This is a genomic window from Pseudorhodobacter ferrugineus DSM 5888 (genome assembly GCF_000420745.1).
Taxonomy (GTDB): domain Bacteria; phylum Pseudomonadota; class Alphaproteobacteria; order Rhodobacterales; family Rhodobacteraceae; genus Pseudorhodobacter; species Pseudorhodobacter ferrugineus.
The window spans coordinates 82,377-98,779 of the sequence record NZ_ATVN01000004.1 but is presented as its reverse complement, the minus strand read 5'-3'; the positions used below and the strand labels follow the sequence as shown (position 1 = coordinate 98,779).

Below are 16,403 nucleotides of genomic sequence, written 5' to 3'. Positions count from 1 at the left end.
ATCCTATTCGATGATGTCGCCGCGCAGGATGAATTTGCAATAGGCCACGGTCGACACAAAGCCCGTCATGGCGAACAGCAAGGCCGCCTCGAAATACACGCCGGAATGGGTGGAGATACCGTACAGCACCAAAAGCGCGATGATGTTGATGACCATCGTATCAAGCGCCAACACGCGGTCCACCACGCCGGGAGCCACGAAAATACGGTACAGGTTGAACAAGAGGCCAAGGCCGAAACAGCCAAAAGCAAAGATCAGGGCATAGTGGATCATTCGAAAATCCTCATCAATCGGGCCTCGTAGCGGGATTTGATTTCGTCGCGCACAGCGTCAGGGTCAGGTGCGTGGAGGCAGTGGATCAGAAGCGAGCGGCCATCGCCCGACATATCGGCGGTAACGGTGCCGGGGGTCATGGTGATGGTGCCAGCCAGAACGGTAATCGCCTCGGGGGTGCGCAGGTCGATGGGCACGGTGACCCATGCGGGTTTCAGCTGGCTGTTGGGTTTAAGCAAGACGACACCGGCCACGATAAAGTTCGACTTTACGATGTCATACAGCACGATCAGCACATAGCCGATGATCGCCATCGGGTTGCGCAGGATCGGGCGGTCGGGCCAATAGGGGGCCGTTATAAGCGGGATGATGGTACCAAGAATCACGGCAAGCACCAGCGACCCGAGCTTGAGTTGGTTGACCAGAAGCATCCAAGTGATGACCAAAAGCAGGGTCAGGTAGGGGTGCGGAAAGAGTTTGCGCAGCATCGGCTTACTCCTGTGCCGTTGGCAGGACGGCGTTGATATAAGCCATGCGGTCGAACAATTCGGCGCTGGTATCTGCTAGCCAATCGGTGATGGGGCCCGCCAAAACGGTCATTACGGCAAGGCCCGCAAGCAAGGCAAACACCACGGCAAAGGCCAGCGGTTCGGCCTTGCCTTCGGGGCGGGTTTGGGTGGTTGTGGTGGCGTGCGCCTTCCAGAACACCTGTGACCCTGCGCGGGAAAACCCAACGATGGTGATCAGCGAGGTGGCAAGGATTGCGGTCCAGATCACCGCCATATTCGCGCCGCGTGTGGCATCCAGCACCAGCAGTTTGCCCAGAAACCCCGATAGCGGCGGCATGCCTGCCATGGCGATTGTCGCGCCAAAGAACAGGGCTGCCAGCAACCCGTGTTGGCCAAAGGGTGGGGCGGCGGCGCGCAAGCTGTCATTGCTGCGCCGGTCCTGCACCAGATCAACGACCAAGAACAGCGCGGCGGTCGCAAGGGTGGAATGCACAAGGTAGTAAAGCCCTGCGGTCATCGCTTGCGGGGTGAACTGTGCCACGGCAATGAACAAGGTGCCCATCGACCCGATGGCCGCAAAGGCCACCATGCGCGCCATGCTCGTGGCCCCCATCACGCCGATGGCGCCGACGACCAGCGTGATAATGGCGGCGGGGAGCAATAGGTCGGCAAAGAGCAGGCCGGTTGAGGCGGTATTTGGTGGGAAGATCAGCGTATAGGTGCGGATCACGGCATAGGCGCCGACTTTGGTCATCACCGCGAACAAGGCGGCGACGGGACCGGGGGCAAAGCTGTAGGTGGCAGGCAGCCAGAATTGCAGCGGCACCAGCGCGCCTTTGACCGCAAAGACCAGCAGCAACAGCACAGCGCCGACGCGCATCAGGGCCGCATCGCCCGCCGGAAGCTCGGCCACCTTGACTGCCAGATCGGCCATGTTCAACGTGCCAGTCACCGAATAGATCGACGCCAGCGCAAACAAAAACAAGGTAGAGCCGACAAGGTTATAGGCCACATATTGCACGCCCGCCTTTAGCCGCTTTGCTCCGCCGCCGTGGATCATCAGGCCATAACTGGCGATCAGCAACACCTCGAAAAACACGAACAGGTTAAACGCATCACCTGTTAGAAACGCGCCACACAGGCCCATTAACTGAAACTGAAACAATGCGTGAAAATGCTTACCGCGGGAATCCCAGCCCGTGCTGATGGCGTAAAGCTGCACCAACAGCGCCAAAACAGCCGTGAGCGCGATCATCATCGCCGACAAACGGTCCAGCACCAGCACAATGCCAAAAGGGGCGGGCCAGTTGCCAAGGAAATACACCTCGGGCGGGTTTGTCGATGCGGTGTACAGCAAAACGACCGATATGGCAGCCAGAACGGCGGTACCTGTGGTGGAAAACACGCGCTGCAACGACAGGTCGTGGCGCATCACCAGGACGATAAAGGGGGCTAAAAGCGCCGGCAGAATGACGGGGGCGATGATCCAATGGTTCATTTTTGGCCCTCCTGCGGTGGGGTGGGCGCATCGGCATCGTCTTCCATGCCGATATAATCATCACCCGTTTCCAAGAACGCACCAAGGGCCATCATCACGATCAGCGCGGTCATGCCAAAGCTGATTACAATGGCGGTCAACACAAGCGCCTGGGTCAGCGGGTCGGTGTAGCTGGCGCCTTCGGTAATGATCGCAGGCAGGCCAATGGCCAAACGGCCTGAGGCAAAGATGAACACATTGACGGCATAGGACAGCATCGCAATTCCCACAATCACAGGAAAGGTGCGTTTGCGCAGGGTCAGGTAGACCCCACATGCAGTCATCAGGCCAACAGCCGAAGCGACAAGAAGTTCCATATCAGCGCACCCCCTCGGTTGTGGGTTCTTCATCGGGTTGGATATCGAACGGCTCCACGTTGACCGTTTCACCCGCGCGAATTGCAATCCGGCTGATAGAGGCCAAGGCGAGCATCACCGCGCCCACGACAGTAAGGAATACCCCAAGGTCAAAGATCGCGGCGGTGGCGAGTTCGAACTTTTCGATGAACGGTAGTTTGAAATAGCCGAAATTGGTGGTCATGAACGGGCGCATGGCGAACCACGACCCCACACCGCACAGGCCCGCAATGGTAACGCCCCAGCCGATCAGCGCATGGTAATCGATCCGCTGCCGCGCCGCCGCCCAGCCAAAGCCCGAGGCCATGTATTGCATGATCGTGGCAATCGCGACGACAAGCCCCGCAATAAACCCGCCGCCGGGTTCGTTATGGCCGCGCAAGAAGATATAGGCCCCAACCATCAGCGCGATAGGCAGGATCATCCGCGTGGCCACAACCAGCATTAGTGGGTGACGGTCGCCTGCGCGTTTCTGATCGGGTACCCATGCCAGCAGGCGATCATTGGCGGGGCCACCGCGCAGCAGCGCCTCGACCAGTGCATAGATGACAAGGCCCGCGATACCCAGCACGATAATCTCGCCAAAAGTATCATAGCCACGGAAGTCGACGAGGATTACGTTGACCACATTGGTGCCGCCGCCGCCCGGTTTGGAATTGGCAAGGTGGAAGTCGGCGATCGTTTGAAAGGCAGAGTCGCGGGTCATCAGCGCGAATATCAGCGCGCCGATGCCAAGGCCAGCCGCGCCTGCGATAATCCCGTCACGGCTGCGCCGGGCCACGGTGCTTTCGACGGGGCTGTCTTTGGGCAGGAAGTTCAGGGCCAGCAGCAGCAGCATAACGGTTGCCACCTCAACGCTGATTTGGGTCAGGGCAAGGTCGGGAGCGGACAGATAGACGAAACCAACCGAAACCATAAGGCCGATCACCCCCACCAGCACCAGCGCCAGAAGGCGGTTGCGGTGGAAGGTGAACAGCGACGCGGTGGCCCCCATGAGCAGCAGCCAACCGACGGCGGGCACAGGTTCAATCGGCGTCAGCGCGCGGGTGCCGGGGCTGTGGGTGCCGGTTTGATAGGCGTAGATGCCTGCGGCCAGAATGGTCAGCGTGGCCACAGCAAGATAGCGGGCGAGTGACCCGTCATGCAAACGGTCGATGATGGCACGGGACGCGCGGGCAAAGGGTTCCAGAATGGCATCAAAAATCGCCTTTGCCTCGGGGCGAGGAGTGGCCAGCCAGATCCTGTCCAACGGGCGGTGTAGGCCCAGCAGGATAAAGCCTGCGCCAACTGCGATGATCGACATCCACAGCGCAGGCACGAAGCCGTGCCAATGGCTGATATACACCTCAACCTCCGTGCCCGTAACGGCGCTGGCGGTGGCGCGGACCAATTCGCCGACGGTGGTCATGGGCATGATGCCGATTGCAATGACCAAAGCGGCCAAAAACGCAGGCGCGGCCCACATGCCAAAGCCGGGGTCGTGCGGTTTGGCAGGGTAATCATCGCGCACGGGCCCAAGGAAAGTGTGCGCGATCAGGCGGAAAGAGTAGGCGACAGAAAACATCGCGCCAATCGTGGCCAGCACAGGCATGACCCAATGGTTGCCGGCCCAAATGGCGTGGGTAGACTCCTCTAGCATCAGTTCTTTGGACAGGAAGCCGTTCAGCGGCGGGATGCCCGCCATCGACAGGGCCGAGATGCAAACGATGGTAAAGGTGATCGGCATCAGATGCCGCAAACCGCCCAGCCGTTTGATGTCTCGGGTGTGGGTTTCGTGGTCGACGATCCCCGCGCTCATGAACAGCGCCGCTTTGAACGTGGCGTGGTTGATGATGTGGAACACGGCGACCATCGCAGCCTCGGTCGTGCCGAACCCCAAAAGCATGGTGATCAGGCCAAGGTGCGACACGGTGGAAAAGGCCAGCAGGGCCTTTAGGTCATCCTTGAACAGCGCTATTTTGGCGGCCATGACCATGGTGATCAGGCCCGTGGTGGCGACGATATAGAACCATTCGGGGGTGCCCGCCAAAACCGGCCACATCCGCGCCATCAGGAACAAACCCGCCTTTACCATGGTGGCCGAATGCAGATAGGCCGACACAGGCGTAGGGGCGGCCATGGCGTGCGGCAACCAGAAATGGAATGGAAACTGCGCCGACTTGGTGAATGCCCCGATCAGGATCAGGATCAGGGCGGGCAGGTACCATTCGGACCCTTGGATCAAATCCTTGTTTTGCAAGATCACGGTCAGGTCATAGGACCCCACGATATTGCCCAAAATCAGCATGCCTGCAATCATCGCCAAACCACCCGCGCCCGTGACAGTCAGCGCCATGCGTGCGCCTTGGCGGCCTTCGGGCAGGTGTTTCCAATAGCCGATCAGCAGGAAAGAGCTGAGGCTGGTCAGCTCCCAAAAGATCAGCAAAAGCAGGATGTTGTCGGACAGAACGATCCCGACCATCGCACCTTGGAACAGCAGCAAATAGGCGTAAAACTGGCCCATCGGGTCTTTTGATGACAGATAGAAACGTGCGTAAAGGATGATCAACAGACCAATGCCAAGGATCAGGCCCGTAAACAGCAACCCTAGCCCATCCAGAAAGAAATTGACGTTCAGCCCAAGCGCTGGAAGCCATTCGATGCGGGTGGTGATCACCTCGCCCCGCATGACGGCGGGGGCGTGCAGCAAGATGCCCAACAGGGCCAAGGCAGTGACCAATCCGGTAACTGTTGCGCAGGCATTGCGCCCCGCGCGTATCAACAGGCCGGGGAGCAGCGCGCCAAGAAATGGCAGGGCGGCGATCAGGGCAAGGGACATTCGTTGTGTTCCGTTCTTTGCTCGGGTCGTCATATATCAAAAAAGCGGCCAAATAGCGCGGGCCGCCTCCGTTAGTTAACTGTGTGACGGGCCGCGCTGTGTCAAGGCAAACCGACGAAAAACAACCAAAAACCATGCGGACAGGTTGACGCAACACCCCAATTTCTTTTCGGCAAAAATATCCTCAGGGGGGAATTCGCCACAAGGCGAAGGGGGGCAGAATGCCCCCGCCACAGTTAGCCGTTTTCGCGCAGCACCTGCCCCGCCAGATACAATGATCCACAAATCAACACACGCGCTTGCGGGTCGGTTTGGGCAATGGCGCGCAGGGCGTCCAGCACGGTTGCAGCCTCGGTCGCCACAATTCCAGCCTTTAGGGCCGCCTCACAGGTCGCTGCCGCTGGCAACGTCGCCGCCTCACCTGGAATAGACACTGCCGAAAGGGTTGTCGCATGGGCCGCCAAGGGGCGCAGATAGCCGCCGATATCTTTGGTGTTGAGCATGCCACAAATCAGATGAGTCGGGCGTTTGGGCATTGCGGCCAAGGTGGCGGCAACCGCCTCGCCCCCTGCGGGATTGTGGCCACCGTCCAGCCAAAGTTCGACCTTGGGGGCGACGTCGACCAACGGACCTTTGCGCAGGCGCTGCATGCGGGCGGGCCAAAAGGCGCGGGTCACGGCGGCCTCAGCATCGCCTTTGCCCAGCAGGCGCAGGGCCATAACGGCGGCCCCCGCGTTTTGAACTTGGTGCGGACCCGGCAGGTTGGGCAAGGGCAGGTCCAACAACCCGTTTTCATCTTGGAACACCATGCGCCCACGGTCGGCAAAACAGTGCCACTGCTGGCCAAAAACGTGCAGCGGCGCCCCCAAACGGGCGGCGCGGGCTTCGATCACCTCAAGGCCATCAGCCGCTTGCGGGCCAACGATGCAAGGCACGCCGCGCTTGATGATCCCAGCCTTTTCGCCTGCAATCAGGGCCAGCGTGTCGCCCAGATATTGCTGATGGTCCAAGGATACGGGGGTGATGATGGTCAGCGCGGGGTGTTCCACCACATTGGTTGCATCCAGCCTCCCGCCAAGCCCCACCTCTAGCAACGTAAAATCGGCAGGCACGCGGGAAAACGCCAGCATGGCGGCGCAGGTTGTCGCCTCAAAAAATGTGATGGCATCGGGACCGTTGGCGGTGATGCATTCATCCAGCAGCGCCGACAGCGCGTCTTCGCCAATCAAGTCACCCGCCAGACGGATGCGTTCGTGGAACCGTGCCAAATGCGGGCTGGTATAGGCATGTGCGGTCAATCCCGCCCCTTCCAGCCCCGCGCGTATCATCGCTTGGGTGCTGCCTTTGCCATTGGTTCCGGCGATGTGGATCACCGGGGGCAAGCGCCGTTCTGGATTGCCAAGGGCATCCAAAAGGCGGGTCACACGGTCGAGCGTTAGGTCGATGATCTTTGGATGAAGGGTCATCATCCGTTCCAGCAGCGCGTCAGAACTGGGCAGGCTCACTTGGGCGCGGCCTTTTCTGTGGGCGTTGCTGGTTTGGCAACCGGATCTGGGGGTGGCAAGTCGCCCCGCACGGCTGGTGGCTGTTTCATCAACATGCGCAGAACAGTCGTCAGTTCATCCCGCATGTTTTTGCGGTGGGTCACGCGGTCAAGCATGCCGTGGTCCAGCAAATATTCGGCGCGCTGGAACCCTTCGGGCAGTTTTTCACGGATGGTTTGTTCAATCACGCGCGGTCCGGCAAAGCAGATAAGCGCATTGGGTTCGGCAATTTGCACATCGCCCAACATCGCATAAGACGCCGTAACCCCGCCCGTGGTCGGATGGGTCAGCACAACGACATAGGGCAGCCCCGCCTCGCGCAGCATTTCCACGGCAACTGTGGTACGTGGCATTTGCATCAGGCTAAGAATGCCTTCTTGCATCCGCGCGCCACCAGCTGCGGAAAACAGCACCAAAGGGCGTTTCAATTCAACGGCACGTTCGGCCGCGGCCAAAAGCGCGTTGCCCACATACATGCCCATCGACCCGCCCATAAAGGAAAAGTCCTGACCCACGGCGATGATCGGGGTGCGGGCGATTTCGCCCTGCGCCACCAGCATGGCATCTTTTTCGCCAGTCGTTTTCTGCGCGGCCTTCATGCGTTCAGGATATTTCTTTTGGTCGCGGAAATGCAGCGGATCGGCCACAGGTTCCGGCACCTTTACCTCGGTGAAAATACCGCCATCAAACAGGGCTGCAAACCTGTCACGGGGCGTGATCGCCATGTGGTGATCGCAGGTGGTGCAAACATTCAGGTTATCCTTCAGCTCGCGGTGGAACAGCATCGTTCCGCATTCTCCGCATTTCGTCCACAAATTCTCGGGCACTTCGCGCCGCGAAAAGAGGGAGTTGATGGTGGGGCGGACGTAGTTGGTGATCCAGTTCATCGGTGCTTGGCCCTTTGGTCGCTTAACTTAACGACCAGATAAGCCTATGGGGCTGGAAATGCAAATAGGATGGCGCATTGTGACGGGTTGAAAGTGGCGGGCTTGGGTTGCAGATTGAGACAAAAGCCATGAGGTGCCGCGTGACGCAGGACAATACCCCCGACCGCATCATCGACCGCCGCGCCATTGTGTGTGCCATATCAGCGGATCATGCATTTGCGCTGGGCTGTTTGATTGCGGGTTTTCGGCGGCATAACCCCGATTTTTCAGGCGACTTTGTGGTGTTTCACGATGGATTGACCGTTGCGCAACAAAAGCATTTGGGGGCGCTGGGGGTAAGCGTTCTGTTTCGCGCCTTTGGTTTAAAGGATGTGGCGGCGCGGTTTGGCGCGGGTGTGGATTTGGGCAAGGTGTTGGCGCTTTACAGCCCCATGATCTTTGCCAAGTTTGAAATGCTGGACTTGCTGGACAGGTATGACGCCTGCCTGTGGCTGGATGTCGATATTTTGGTGCAGGGCAGTCTGGCGGCGGTTTGGGTGTTTGAAGGATTGGCTTGGCGACCCTTGCACGCAGGTGCCTTTGCGCGGCGCAGTGCGGTTATGACCGATTTTGCCGATATGTGCGGCGATGGCACACGACCCTTGCTGAATGGCGGGGTGGTTGGCATGGGGCAAGCGCTGCGGGGGCGGATTGCGCCTGCCGATCTTTATGCGATTGCCGCACGGTTGTTGGTGCAAACCGATGCAACGTCGATTGATGAGCTGGCGTTGTATTTTGCGGCCGTTTCACGCGGGTTGGATGTGCATCTGTTGGAGGAGCGGTTCAACCATCCGGTTATCGCCCCTGATGTGCGGAATGCGGCGATTGTCCATGCCATTGGGCCGGACAAGTTTTGGAATTCGGCACCCTTGCAACTGGCCTTTCCCGAATTTGCGCAGAATTTGGCGGCGTGGCGCGCGGTTGGCGGGGCGGGGTATGACGGGGTGCAGCGGTTGGGCGATGTGTTGCCGGCGATGCCTGATAAGGCGCTGAAGGCGGCACGCAATCGCGCCTTTTGGGCGGAGCTTTATGATGGTTTGCGCCCCGATTTGCCGCTGTGCCTGCAGGTCGATCTGGACACCCAGCGCAAGCAGCTACGGCTGTTTTATGCGGGGGCGGGTGGGGTGTATCTGCGCCTTATCCGGCAAGTGAACGCACGGCGGATGGGCATCGAGGTACATTTCCCTGATGATCCCGTGCTGGCCCCCGCGCTGTTTGCACAACTGGATAAGGCGATTGTTCCAGGGTTGGGCAAGGGCAAAACACTGGAACTGACGCAAACCAAAGACGGATGGTCCTATAGCGCTGTGATCCCGATTGCACACTGCAGGCAGGCGCTGGTCGCGCTTGCGGCGGCGTTAGATCAAGCCACGTCGCGCGCCAAAAGCTGACCACCGGGGCCGGATTTCACCTCAAACCGACTGATTTTGCGTACGAGGTCGGACAGTTTGGCGCTGCCATAGGTCCGCGTGTCAAAATCGGGGGCGCCTTGGGTGATGTATTGGCCGATTTGACCCAGCGAATACCATTCGCCTTCGGGGTCGATGGCGCGCATGGCAGCGATGATCAGGGGGATGGCCTTGGCCGGCGCCTCTTTCGGGCCACGGGCGGGGGTGGGTTCGGACGGCAGTTCGGGTATCATGCCGCGGTCAGGGCGCTGTGCTGCGCGGGTGGGTTCGGGTGTGCGGTCTTCGGAATCATCGCTGCCAAGGTTTTCAACATAGATGAACCGCTTGCAGGCCATACGAAACGCTTCGGGCGTTTTTTTCTCGCCTATGCCGTAAACATCAAGGCCCTGTTCGCGGATGCGCGCCGCAAGCCGGGTGAAATCGCTGTCGGAACTGACCAGAACAAAGCCATCAAACAGGCCGGAATGCAGAAAGTCGATGGCGGCGATGACAAGGCCAATATCGGACGCATTCTTGCCCTTGGTGTTGGAAAACTGCTGGTCGGCGACAAGACCCAAGGCGGCGACTTTGCGCGCCCAGCCGCCCAAGCGCTGCGCCGACCAATCGCCATAGATGCGGCGGACCGATGCCTCGCCCAGACCGGCGATTTCCTCAAAAATCGCCTCGGCATAGGAGGCGGGGACGTTGTCAGCGTCGATCAGGACGGCAAGCCGTGGGGCGCGTTGGTCAGCCATTTGGGGCTCCTTTTGCAATTGGGTCCAGCCTAGCGGAACATGGCGGGGGGTGACAGGGGGGATTGGTGGTAGGGGACTGTCCTTTTGACGCGGGTTATGCGAAATAGGGCCGTCAGTAGTGTGAGTTTGCCCCGATGAAATACCTTTTGCCGCTTGTTGCCCTGTCACTGTGCCTTGGTTGTGTGCGCGCGCCAGACCCCGAGCCGGTTTATGTGCCGCCCCCGGTTTTTGACAATGGTTTGGTCACGCGTGAGCCGGACAGTTGCGGCGTAGACAAGTTGACGGGGTTGATGGGCCAACCGGAAGGGATGCTGCGGACGGTTCAGCTGCCTGCCGAATACCGCATTGTGCCGTTTGGCACCTTGGTGACGCAAGAATACAATTCGCACCGTGTTGATATTTATCTGGATGAAAAAGGCCTGATCGCGCGCATTACCTGCGGATAGAAAGCGGCCAGCGATGCGGGGTGCAGCGCTGGCCATTCTGGGTGAGTGTTGCCTTACTTTTTGGCGCGGAAATCGCTGTGGCAGGCTTTGCAGCTGCCGCCAATGGCACCCATGCCGGCCTGAACCGATTCCAGCGAGGACACATCCATCGCATTGGCGGCAGTTTCCAGACCCTTGGCCTTTTCAACAAAGCCTTCCATGTTCATCCAGATGTCGGGGCGGGCCTCGGATACCGGATCATCGGCTTCAACCTCGAAGGCGGCGGGGATCTGGGCGGCAGCGGCGGCAAGGGCTGTTTTGGCAGCCTCGGCGGCGCTGGCATCAAACGGGGCTTTGCCGCCTGCCATATCACCAAGAACCTTGGTGTTCATGCCAACAGTGCTCATCAAATCCATCCGGGCTTTGACGGTTGGGTCCTGGACGCCTTCTTTGGCGATGGCGATACCAGCGGTCAGGGTTAGGCCTACAATTAAGGCTTTGGCAACGAATCGCATGGGGATGCTCCTATTTGAAAAAAGTCATACGAGTATAACTGCGACGGGCAATGCGCATAGGTCCGTAAAGGTAAATCAGCGGATTCTCACCGGATTGTCATGAACGGCGCAGCTAGCCTTCGGCCAAATGCCGTTCGCCGCGGGCGCGGGCCAGCGCGATTTGTTTTTGCCGTTCGCGAAACCGCGCGCGGTCTTCGTCTGTGTGTTCATGGTGGCACTGATGGCAGGACACACCTTCTTCATATTCGGACCGTGCCGTATCGGCGGGCGCAAGCGGGCGGCGGCAGGCGTGGCAGGTGGAATAGGGGCCGGGCACAAGGCCATGGCCCACGGACACGCGGTTGTCGAACACATAGCATTCGCCGTTCCAGCGGCTTTGATCCTGTGGCATTTCCTCAAGATACTTCAGGATGCCGCCTTTCAGGTGGTACACATCCTCGACCCCTTGGCCCAGCAGATAGTTCGTGGATTTTTCACAGCGAATCCCGCCAGTGCAAAACATCGCGATGCGTTTGTTGTGAAAGCGGTGTTTGTTCGCCTCCCACCACGCAGGAAATTCGCGGAAGGATTTGGTTTCGGGGTCAATAGCGCCCTCAAAGGTTCCAATCCCCACCTCGTAATCATTGCGGGTGTCGATGATGGCGACATCGGGGTCGGCGATCAGCGCGTTCCATTCCGCAGGGTTCAGATAGTGCCCAACCTTGGCGCGCGGGTCGATATCGGGCTGGCCCATCGACACGATTTCCTTTTTCAACCGCACCTTGAAACGGCCAAAGGGTTGGTCGTCGGACCAGCTTTCCTTGTGTTCCAGATCGGTGCAACCGGGCAGGGCGTGGATATGGGCTAGCATGGTATCAATCCCCGCGCGGTCGCCGGAAATGGTGCCATTGATCCCTTCGGATGCCAACAAAAGTGACCCGCGGATGCCATTCGCACGGCCAAGCGCCAGCAGCGGCTGTTGCAAGGCGGCAAAGTCGGGGAAGCGGGTGAAATGGTAAAGGGCTGCGATTGTAAACATGGGCATTCTCTTGCCGTGCTGCGCGCAAAAAGGCAAGGTATCAGATGACGCAGGATAGGGGACGGTTATGACAAGCGCGCTGATTGTGATTGATGTGCAGAATGATTTTTGCCCTGGTGGCGCGCTGGCTGTGGCGGGCGGCGATGCGATTGTGGCGGGAATCAATGTGCTGATGGCCGAATTCGGCGCTGTGGTGCTGACGCAGGATTGGCATCCGGCGGGGCATTCGTCCTTTGCCGATAATCATGCGGGGGCGGACCCGTATAGCATGATGGACATGCCTTATGGCCCCCAAGTGCTGTGGCCGCGCCATTGTGTGCAGGGGTCAAACGGGGCGGCGTTTCATGATGACCTGAACAGTGACCGCGCCGATATGATTATCCGCAAAGGGTTTCGGTCCCAGATCGACAGCTATTCCGCGTTCTTTGAGAATGACCACAAAACGCCAACGGGGCTGGACGGGTATTTGCGCAGCCGTGGCGTGACAAAGCTGGTCCTGACCGGCCTTGCCACCGATTTTTGCGTGGGGTTTTCCGCGTTGGATGCCGTGGCGCAGGGGTTTGACGTGACCGTGCGGATGGACCTGTGCCGCGCCATTGACCTTGACGGGTCATTGGTGGGCATGGTGGATAAAATGAAAGCGGCGGGGGTTCGGTTGGCTTAAAGGCCAGCCGCCTTAAAGACCTGCGGCGTCATCCAGCCCCAGCATGATGTTCAGGTTCTGCACCGCAGCGCCTGACGCACCCTTGCCAAGGTTATCCAGAATGGCCGACAGCACCACACGGCCATCAGCGGCATCGCCCAGTACCGCCAGTTCCAACTGGTTGGTGGTGTTGAACGCCTGCGGGTTTTCGCGTGCCTGTGCCTGATCCAAGGGGCGGACGTTGACGAACTGGCTGCCGGCATAGTGGGCGGTCAGGGCGGCATGCAGTTCAACCGCGCGGCTGGTGTGCAGCGGAATTTGCACGATCATGCCTTGGGCATATTGGCCCACGCTAGGCACAAAAATCGGGGATTTTGCGACCTTGCCGTAATGCATCACTTCGGGCATGTGTTTGTGATGCTGGGGCGTGGCATAGATGAAATTGCCTGTGGTTTCACCCTTTTCATATTCGGCAATCATTGCCTTGCCGCCGCCCGTATAGCCCGAAATGCCAAAGATCGACAGATCGGCATCGCTGGAAATCAAACCCGCATCGGTCAATGGCCGCAAAAGTGCTATGGCGCAGGTGGAATAGCAACCGGGGTTAGACACTAGTTTCGCGCCCGCTATCGCCGCGCGTTGGCCAGCGGCCAGTTCGGGAAAACCGTAGACCCAGTTTGGATTGATGCGGTGGGCGGTGCTGGCGTCGATAAGGCGCGTGGGCAGGGTTTCGCAAATCACCGCCGCTTCGCGTGATGCATCATCGGGCAGGCACAAAATGGCGACATCGGCTTGCGCAAACGCATCGGCCCGCGCGGCCGCGTCTTTGCGGCGATCCTCGGGCAGGGAAATCAGGGTGATATCTTCGCGGTTTACCAAGCGGTCACGGATTTGCAGGCCAGTCGTGCCAACTTCGCCGTCGATAAAGACTTTCGCGCTCATATCCTTGCCCCTTTTGGCTGTGGTTGCGGCCCGTATACAGGCTGTGGCGGCCTTCGCCAAGCTGGACAAGTGACGGGCAGCTTGATTTAACCGCTGGGGATAGCAGGGAAGGAACGATCATGGTCGATATTGCAACGCGGGTGCATAACCACAAGTGGAAGATTGACCCGATTGTGCGGTCGTTGATCGATACCGATTTTTACAAACTGCTGATGTGCCAGTCGGTGTTTCGCAACAAGCCTGATACCAATGTCACCTTTAGCCTGATCAACCGGACCAAAACCATCCGCCTTGCCGATATTGTGGATGAGGGCGAGCTGCGTGAACAGTTGGACCATATCCGCACCTTGCGTCTGTCGCGCGGCGAAAGCACCTGGCTGCGGGGCAATATGTTTTATGGCAAGCGCCAGATGTTCCGATCCGATTTCATCGAATGGTTCGAGGGGCTGCAACTACCGCCCTATCATCTGGAAAAACGCGATGGCCAGTATGAGCTGACGTTCGAGGGCAAATGGCCCGAGGTGATGATGTGGGAAATTCCCGCGCTGGCCGTGCTGATGGAGCTGCGCGGCCGCGCGGTGCTGGGCCATATGGGCAAGTTTGAATTGCAGGTGCTCTATGCCCGCGCGATGACAAAGCTGTGGGAAAAGATTGAACGCCTGCGCAAGGTTGAGGGGTTGAAGATTGCCGATTTTGGCACCCGCCGCCGCCATTCGTTCTTGTGGCAGGATTGGTGCGTGCAGGCGATGCAAGAAGGTCTTGGCGATGCGTTTGCGGGCACGTCCAACTGCCTGATCGCGATGCGCAGCGAGATGGAGGCGATTGGCACGAACGCGCATGAACTGCCGATGGTTTACAGCGCTTTGGCCAATAGTGACGCCGAATTGTCCCAAGCGCCCTATCAGGTGCTTGCCGATTGGCACGAAGAACATGAAGGCAATCTGCGGATTATGCTGCCCGATACCTATGGGACCAAAGGCTTTTTGGACCGCGCGCCGGAATGGTTGGCCAAATGGACCGGCATTCGCATTGACAGCGGTGATCCGGCCACGGGGGCGGAAACGGCGATCAAATGGTGGCAGGATCGGGGTGAAGACCCCCGGCAAAAGCTGGTTATTTTTTCGGACGGGTTGGACGTGGAGATTATTGAACAGTTGCACCGGCAATTCGTGGGCCGCGTAAAGGTGTCATTCGGTTGGGGGACCATGCTGACCAATGATTTCCGTGGGCTGGTGGCGGACGACGCGCTGGCGCCGTTCAGCCTTGTCTGCAAGGCGATTTCGGCGAACGGACGACCCACGGTAAAGCTGTCGGATAATCCGAACAAGGCGATGGGCCCTGCGGATGAGATAGCGCGCTATAAACGGGTATTTGGCGTGGGCGCACAGAACGCGATGGATGTGATCGTCTGACCCAGTCAGGTCGCGGCAAAAGCAGTCAGGCGGGGCAATAGCGCCTGACTGTTCTTGATATGGCGCTCCACCAGCAGGCGGGCCTGCTTGCCCACGGCAAACAGGCGGGCGGGTTTGTGGGCGGTTTGCGGCAGGCTGCTGCCATCTACACCCAGCAACAGTTCAAGCTCGGCCAGCGCGGGTGCGTCCATCGCGCGCAAGGCTTGTGGCCCCAAATACAGGCTTTCGCTTGCTGTGCCTTCGGCAAAAATGATCTCATGTTCACAAAACAGCAGGTGGATGTAGGTCACACTGTGGTCAGGCAACACCACTTCGACGCCATCCAAAGCGATCAGGTTTTTCGCGGCAATCAGCACCTCGGCGGTGCCAAAAACCCGTTCGGCAATGCGCGAGCCGATGAGAATACGGTGCTGCTGTGACACAAGCAGGTCACGGCGGGGCAGGCCATTGCCAAAGGCGTGCCGCGCAATGCGCACGGGGCGCAGGCGCTCGTTCTGGGCAAGGGCATCGGCGCTGTGGGTGTCCGACCATATCTAGGCCACACGTTGCGGCCCATGATCGCGGGTCAGGACCAGATCATCGGGGCGCAAGGTTTCAATCGCCACCATTCCGCGCGGCGTTTGAATGCGGGTTCCGGCTGTAAAGCAGACGTTGAACGTGCCCGGCGTGGGCGTTTTGTTGTTAACAAAGACATTCGACCCGTCCGGCGCGCGCTGGATGGACATGCCGTCGATGTCATTGCCAAAATTCTCGCCCGCACCGATCCGCGTGTCCGTGCTGGAAAATCCGGTGTAGGTGCCCGCCGATGTAGGATTGTCCAACGCCACACCGTTGAACCGCGCTATGATATAGCTGTTGGCGGTGGGGTCATAAACGACCACATTGTCGCCCGTGTTGTTGATAACCGCCGACCCGCGCCCAGCGTTGAATGCAAGACTGCCTGCTGGAACTGCTGGCAAACTGCCCCCAGCTTGCACCCCGACCACCACCACCGCGCGTCCGCCCGGCCCCAGCACGGCCCCAGTCGGAAAGATGAACCAGCGGCCGGAGCCACGGTCCCAAAGCTGAAGGCCTGCAATGCTGATGGATGAATTGGTGACGTTGACGAGTTCGACAAATTCATCAGTAGCCGCGGCTGTGCCGTTGCCATCTGTATCGAACGAGGTGGCCCCGTTCGGGTCCGCCAAGATCTCATTTATTGCGATACCACCGCGTAAAAGATCCGCCAACTCACCAACCTCAACCACTCTTCGGGCGGCAGCCAATCCGAATGATTACAAAATGTCAGCTTACCATAGTTGGCGCAGGGTAAACATATGTTTATTAATAAGAAGTTAGGTGT

At 59.1% G+C, this 16,403-nt stretch carries 15 protein-coding genes and 1 pseudogene; 4 read left to right on the top strand and 12 right to left on the bottom strand.

What is annotated here, in order from left to right; genetic code table 11:
- Window positions 1–3: 3 nt before the first annotated feature.
- The 7 genes from G560_RS0105170 to accD form a co-directional block, all read right to left on the bottom strand.
- A complete protein-coding gene (locus G560_RS0105170; RefSeq protein ID WP_022703245.1) occupies window positions 4–273 on the bottom strand; it encodes a K+/H+ antiporter subunit F in 270 nt (89 codons plus the stop codon).
- On the bottom strand, window positions 270–761 hold the full coding sequence (locus G560_RS0105165) for a Na+/H+ antiporter subunit E (protein WP_022703244.1): 492 nt from the start codon (window positions 759–761) through the stop codon (window positions 270–272). Before G560_RS0105165 ends, G560_RS0105170 begins: the two co-directional genes overlap by 4 nt.
- 4 nt (window positions 762–765) lie before the next feature.
- Window positions 766–2,280, bottom strand: coding sequence for a monovalent cation/H+ antiporter subunit D (locus tag G560_RS0105160; RefSeq protein WP_022703243.1), 1,515 nt, complete (start codon window positions 2,278–2,280; stop codon window positions 766–768).
- The gene (locus G560_RS0105155) at window positions 2,277–2,636 is read right to left on the bottom strand and encodes a Na+/H+ antiporter subunit C (protein ID WP_022703242.1); all 360 of its coding nucleotides are present in this window, start codon (window positions 2,634–2,636) and stop codon (window positions 2,277–2,279) included. Before G560_RS0105155 ends, G560_RS0105160 begins: the two co-directional genes overlap by 4 nt.
- A 1-nt stretch (window position 2,637) precedes the next feature.
- The gene (locus tag G560_RS0105150; protein ID WP_022703241.1) at window positions 2,638–5,493 is read right to left on the bottom strand and encodes a monovalent cation/H+ antiporter subunit A; all 2,856 of its coding nucleotides are present in this window, start codon (window positions 5,491–5,493) and stop codon (window positions 2,638–2,640) included.
- A 236-nt stretch (window positions 5,494–5,729) separates the two neighbouring features.
- Window positions 5,730–6,998, bottom strand: a complete 1,269-nt coding sequence (locus G560_RS0105140; RefSeq protein WP_022703239.1) for a bifunctional folylpolyglutamate synthase/dihydrofolate synthase — start codon at window positions 6,996–6,998, stop codon at window positions 5,730–5,732.
- Complete coding sequence (accD, locus tag G560_RS0105135; RefSeq protein WP_022703238.1) at window positions 6,995–7,924, bottom strand: acetyl-CoA carboxylase, carboxyltransferase subunit beta; 930 nt, start codon at window positions 7,922–7,924, stop codon at window positions 6,995–6,997. The genes G560_RS0105140 and accD overlap by 4 nt, the downstream gene beginning before the upstream one ends.
- Before the next feature lie 140 nt (window positions 7,925–8,064).
- On the opposite strand from accD, the gene G560_RS0105130 reads away from it, so the two are divergent.
- The gene (locus G560_RS0105130) at window positions 8,065–9,354 is read left to right on the top strand and encodes a glycosyltransferase (protein ID WP_022703237.1); all 1,290 of its coding nucleotides are present in this window, start codon (window positions 8,065–8,067) and stop codon (window positions 9,352–9,354) included.
- On the opposite strand, the gene G560_RS0105125 is transcribed toward G560_RS0105130, so the two are convergent.
- Complete coding sequence (locus G560_RS0105125; RefSeq protein ID WP_022703236.1) at window positions 9,327–10,106, bottom strand: NYN domain-containing protein; 780 nt, start codon at window positions 10,104–10,106, stop codon at window positions 9,327–9,329. The two genes, G560_RS0105130 and G560_RS0105125, sit on opposite strands and share 28 nt — an antisense overlap.
- Window positions 10,107–10,240: 134 nt before the next feature.
- Here G560_RS0105125 and G560_RS20260 point away from each other — a divergent pair, with 134 nt between their 5' ends.
- Window positions 10,241–10,552 carry an I78 family peptidase inhibitor gene (locus G560_RS20260; RefSeq protein WP_022703235.1) on the top strand — a complete coding sequence of 104 codons (312 nt, stop codon included), beginning with the start codon at window positions 10,241–10,243 and terminating at the stop codon, window positions 10,550–10,552.
- Window positions 10,553–10,605: 53 nt separating this feature from the next.
- On the opposite strand, the gene G560_RS0105115 is transcribed toward G560_RS20260, so the two are convergent.
- Window positions 10,606–11,046, bottom strand: coding sequence for a c-type cytochrome (locus tag G560_RS0105115; protein WP_022703234.1), 441 nt, complete (start codon window positions 11,044–11,046; stop codon window positions 10,606–10,608).
- Window positions 11,047–11,158: 112 nt separating this feature from the next.
- Window positions 11,159–12,064 carry an oxygen-dependent tRNA uridine(34) hydroxylase TrhO gene (gene trhO, locus G560_RS0105110; RefSeq protein ID WP_022703233.1) on the bottom strand — a complete coding sequence of 302 codons (906 nt, stop codon included), beginning with the start codon at window positions 12,062–12,064 and terminating at the stop codon, window positions 11,159–11,161.
- Window positions 12,065–12,131: 67 nt separating this feature from the next.
- On the opposite strand from trhO, the gene pncA reads away from it, so the two are divergent.
- The gene (pncA, locus tag G560_RS0105105; protein WP_022703232.1) at window positions 12,132–12,728 is read left to right on the top strand and encodes a bifunctional nicotinamidase/pyrazinamidase; all 597 of its coding nucleotides are present in this window, start codon (window positions 12,132–12,134) and stop codon (window positions 12,726–12,728) included.
- A 12-nt stretch (window positions 12,729–12,740) separates the two neighbouring features.
- On the opposite strand, the gene argC is transcribed toward pncA, so the two are convergent.
- Entirely contained in the window at window positions 12,741–13,649 is a 909-nt protein-coding gene (gene argC, locus G560_RS0105100) for an N-acetyl-gamma-glutamyl-phosphate reductase (protein WP_022703231.1), read from the bottom strand.
- 119 nt (window positions 13,650–13,768) lie between these two features.
- Between argC and pncB the strand changes: the two genes are divergently transcribed.
- Window positions 13,769–15,061, top strand: coding sequence for a nicotinate phosphoribosyltransferase (pncB, locus tag G560_RS0105095; RefSeq protein WP_022703230.1), 1,293 nt, complete (start codon window positions 13,769–13,771; stop codon window positions 15,059–15,061).
- A 5-nt stretch (window positions 15,062–15,066) separates the two neighbouring features.
- On the opposite strand, the pseudogene G560_RS21460 reads toward pncB, so the two are convergent.
- Window positions 15,067–16,308: pseudogene (locus G560_RS21460) on the bottom strand (Hint domain-containing protein).
- Window positions 16,309–16,403 lie beyond the last annotated feature (95 nt).

Coding starts and splice junctions, on each gene's coding strand:
- G560_RS0105170 (WP_022703245.1), bottom strand. CDS start 273: ATGATCCACTATGCCCTGATCTTTGCTTTTGGCTGTTTCGGCCTTGGC.
- G560_RS0105165 (WP_022703244.1), bottom strand. CDS start 761: ATGCTGCGCAAACTCTTTCCGCACCCCTACCTGACCCTGCTTTTGGTC.
- G560_RS0105160 (WP_022703243.1), bottom strand. CDS start 2,280: ATGAACCATTGGATCATCGCCCCCGTCATTCTGCCGGCGCTTTTAGCC.
- G560_RS0105155 (WP_022703242.1), bottom strand. CDS start 2,636: ATGGAACTTCTTGTCGCTTCGGCTGTTGGCCTGATGACTGCATGTGGG.
- G560_RS0105150 (WP_022703241.1), bottom strand. CDS start 5,493: ATGTCCCTTGCCCTGATCGCCGCCCTGCCATTTCTTGGCGCGCTGCTC.
- accD (WP_022703238.1), bottom strand. CDS start 7,924: ATGAACTGGATCACCAACTACGTCCGCCCCACCATCAACTCCCTCTTT.
- G560_RS0105125 (WP_022703236.1), bottom strand. CDS start 10,106: ATGGCTGACCAACGCGCCCCACGGCTTGCCGTCCTGATCGACGCTGAC.
- G560_RS20260 (WP_022703235.1), top strand. CDS start 10,241: ATGAAATACCTTTTGCCGCTTGTTGCCCTGTCACTGTGCCTTGGTTGT.
- G560_RS0105115 (WP_022703234.1), bottom strand. CDS start 11,046: ATGCGATTCGTTGCCAAAGCCTTAATTGTAGGCCTAACCCTGACCGCT.
- trhO (WP_022703233.1), bottom strand. CDS start 12,064: ATGTTTACAATCGCAGCCCTTTACCATTTCACCCGCTTCCCCGACTTT.
- pncA (WP_022703232.1), top strand. CDS start 12,132: ATGACAAGCGCGCTGATTGTGATTGATGTGCAGAATGATTTTTGCCCT.
- argC (WP_022703231.1), bottom strand. CDS start 13,649: ATGAGCGCGAAAGTCTTTATCGACGGCGAAGTTGGCACGACTGGCCTG.
- pncB (WP_022703230.1), top strand. CDS start 13,769: ATGGTCGATATTGCAACGCGGGTGCATAACCACAAGTGGAAGATTGAC.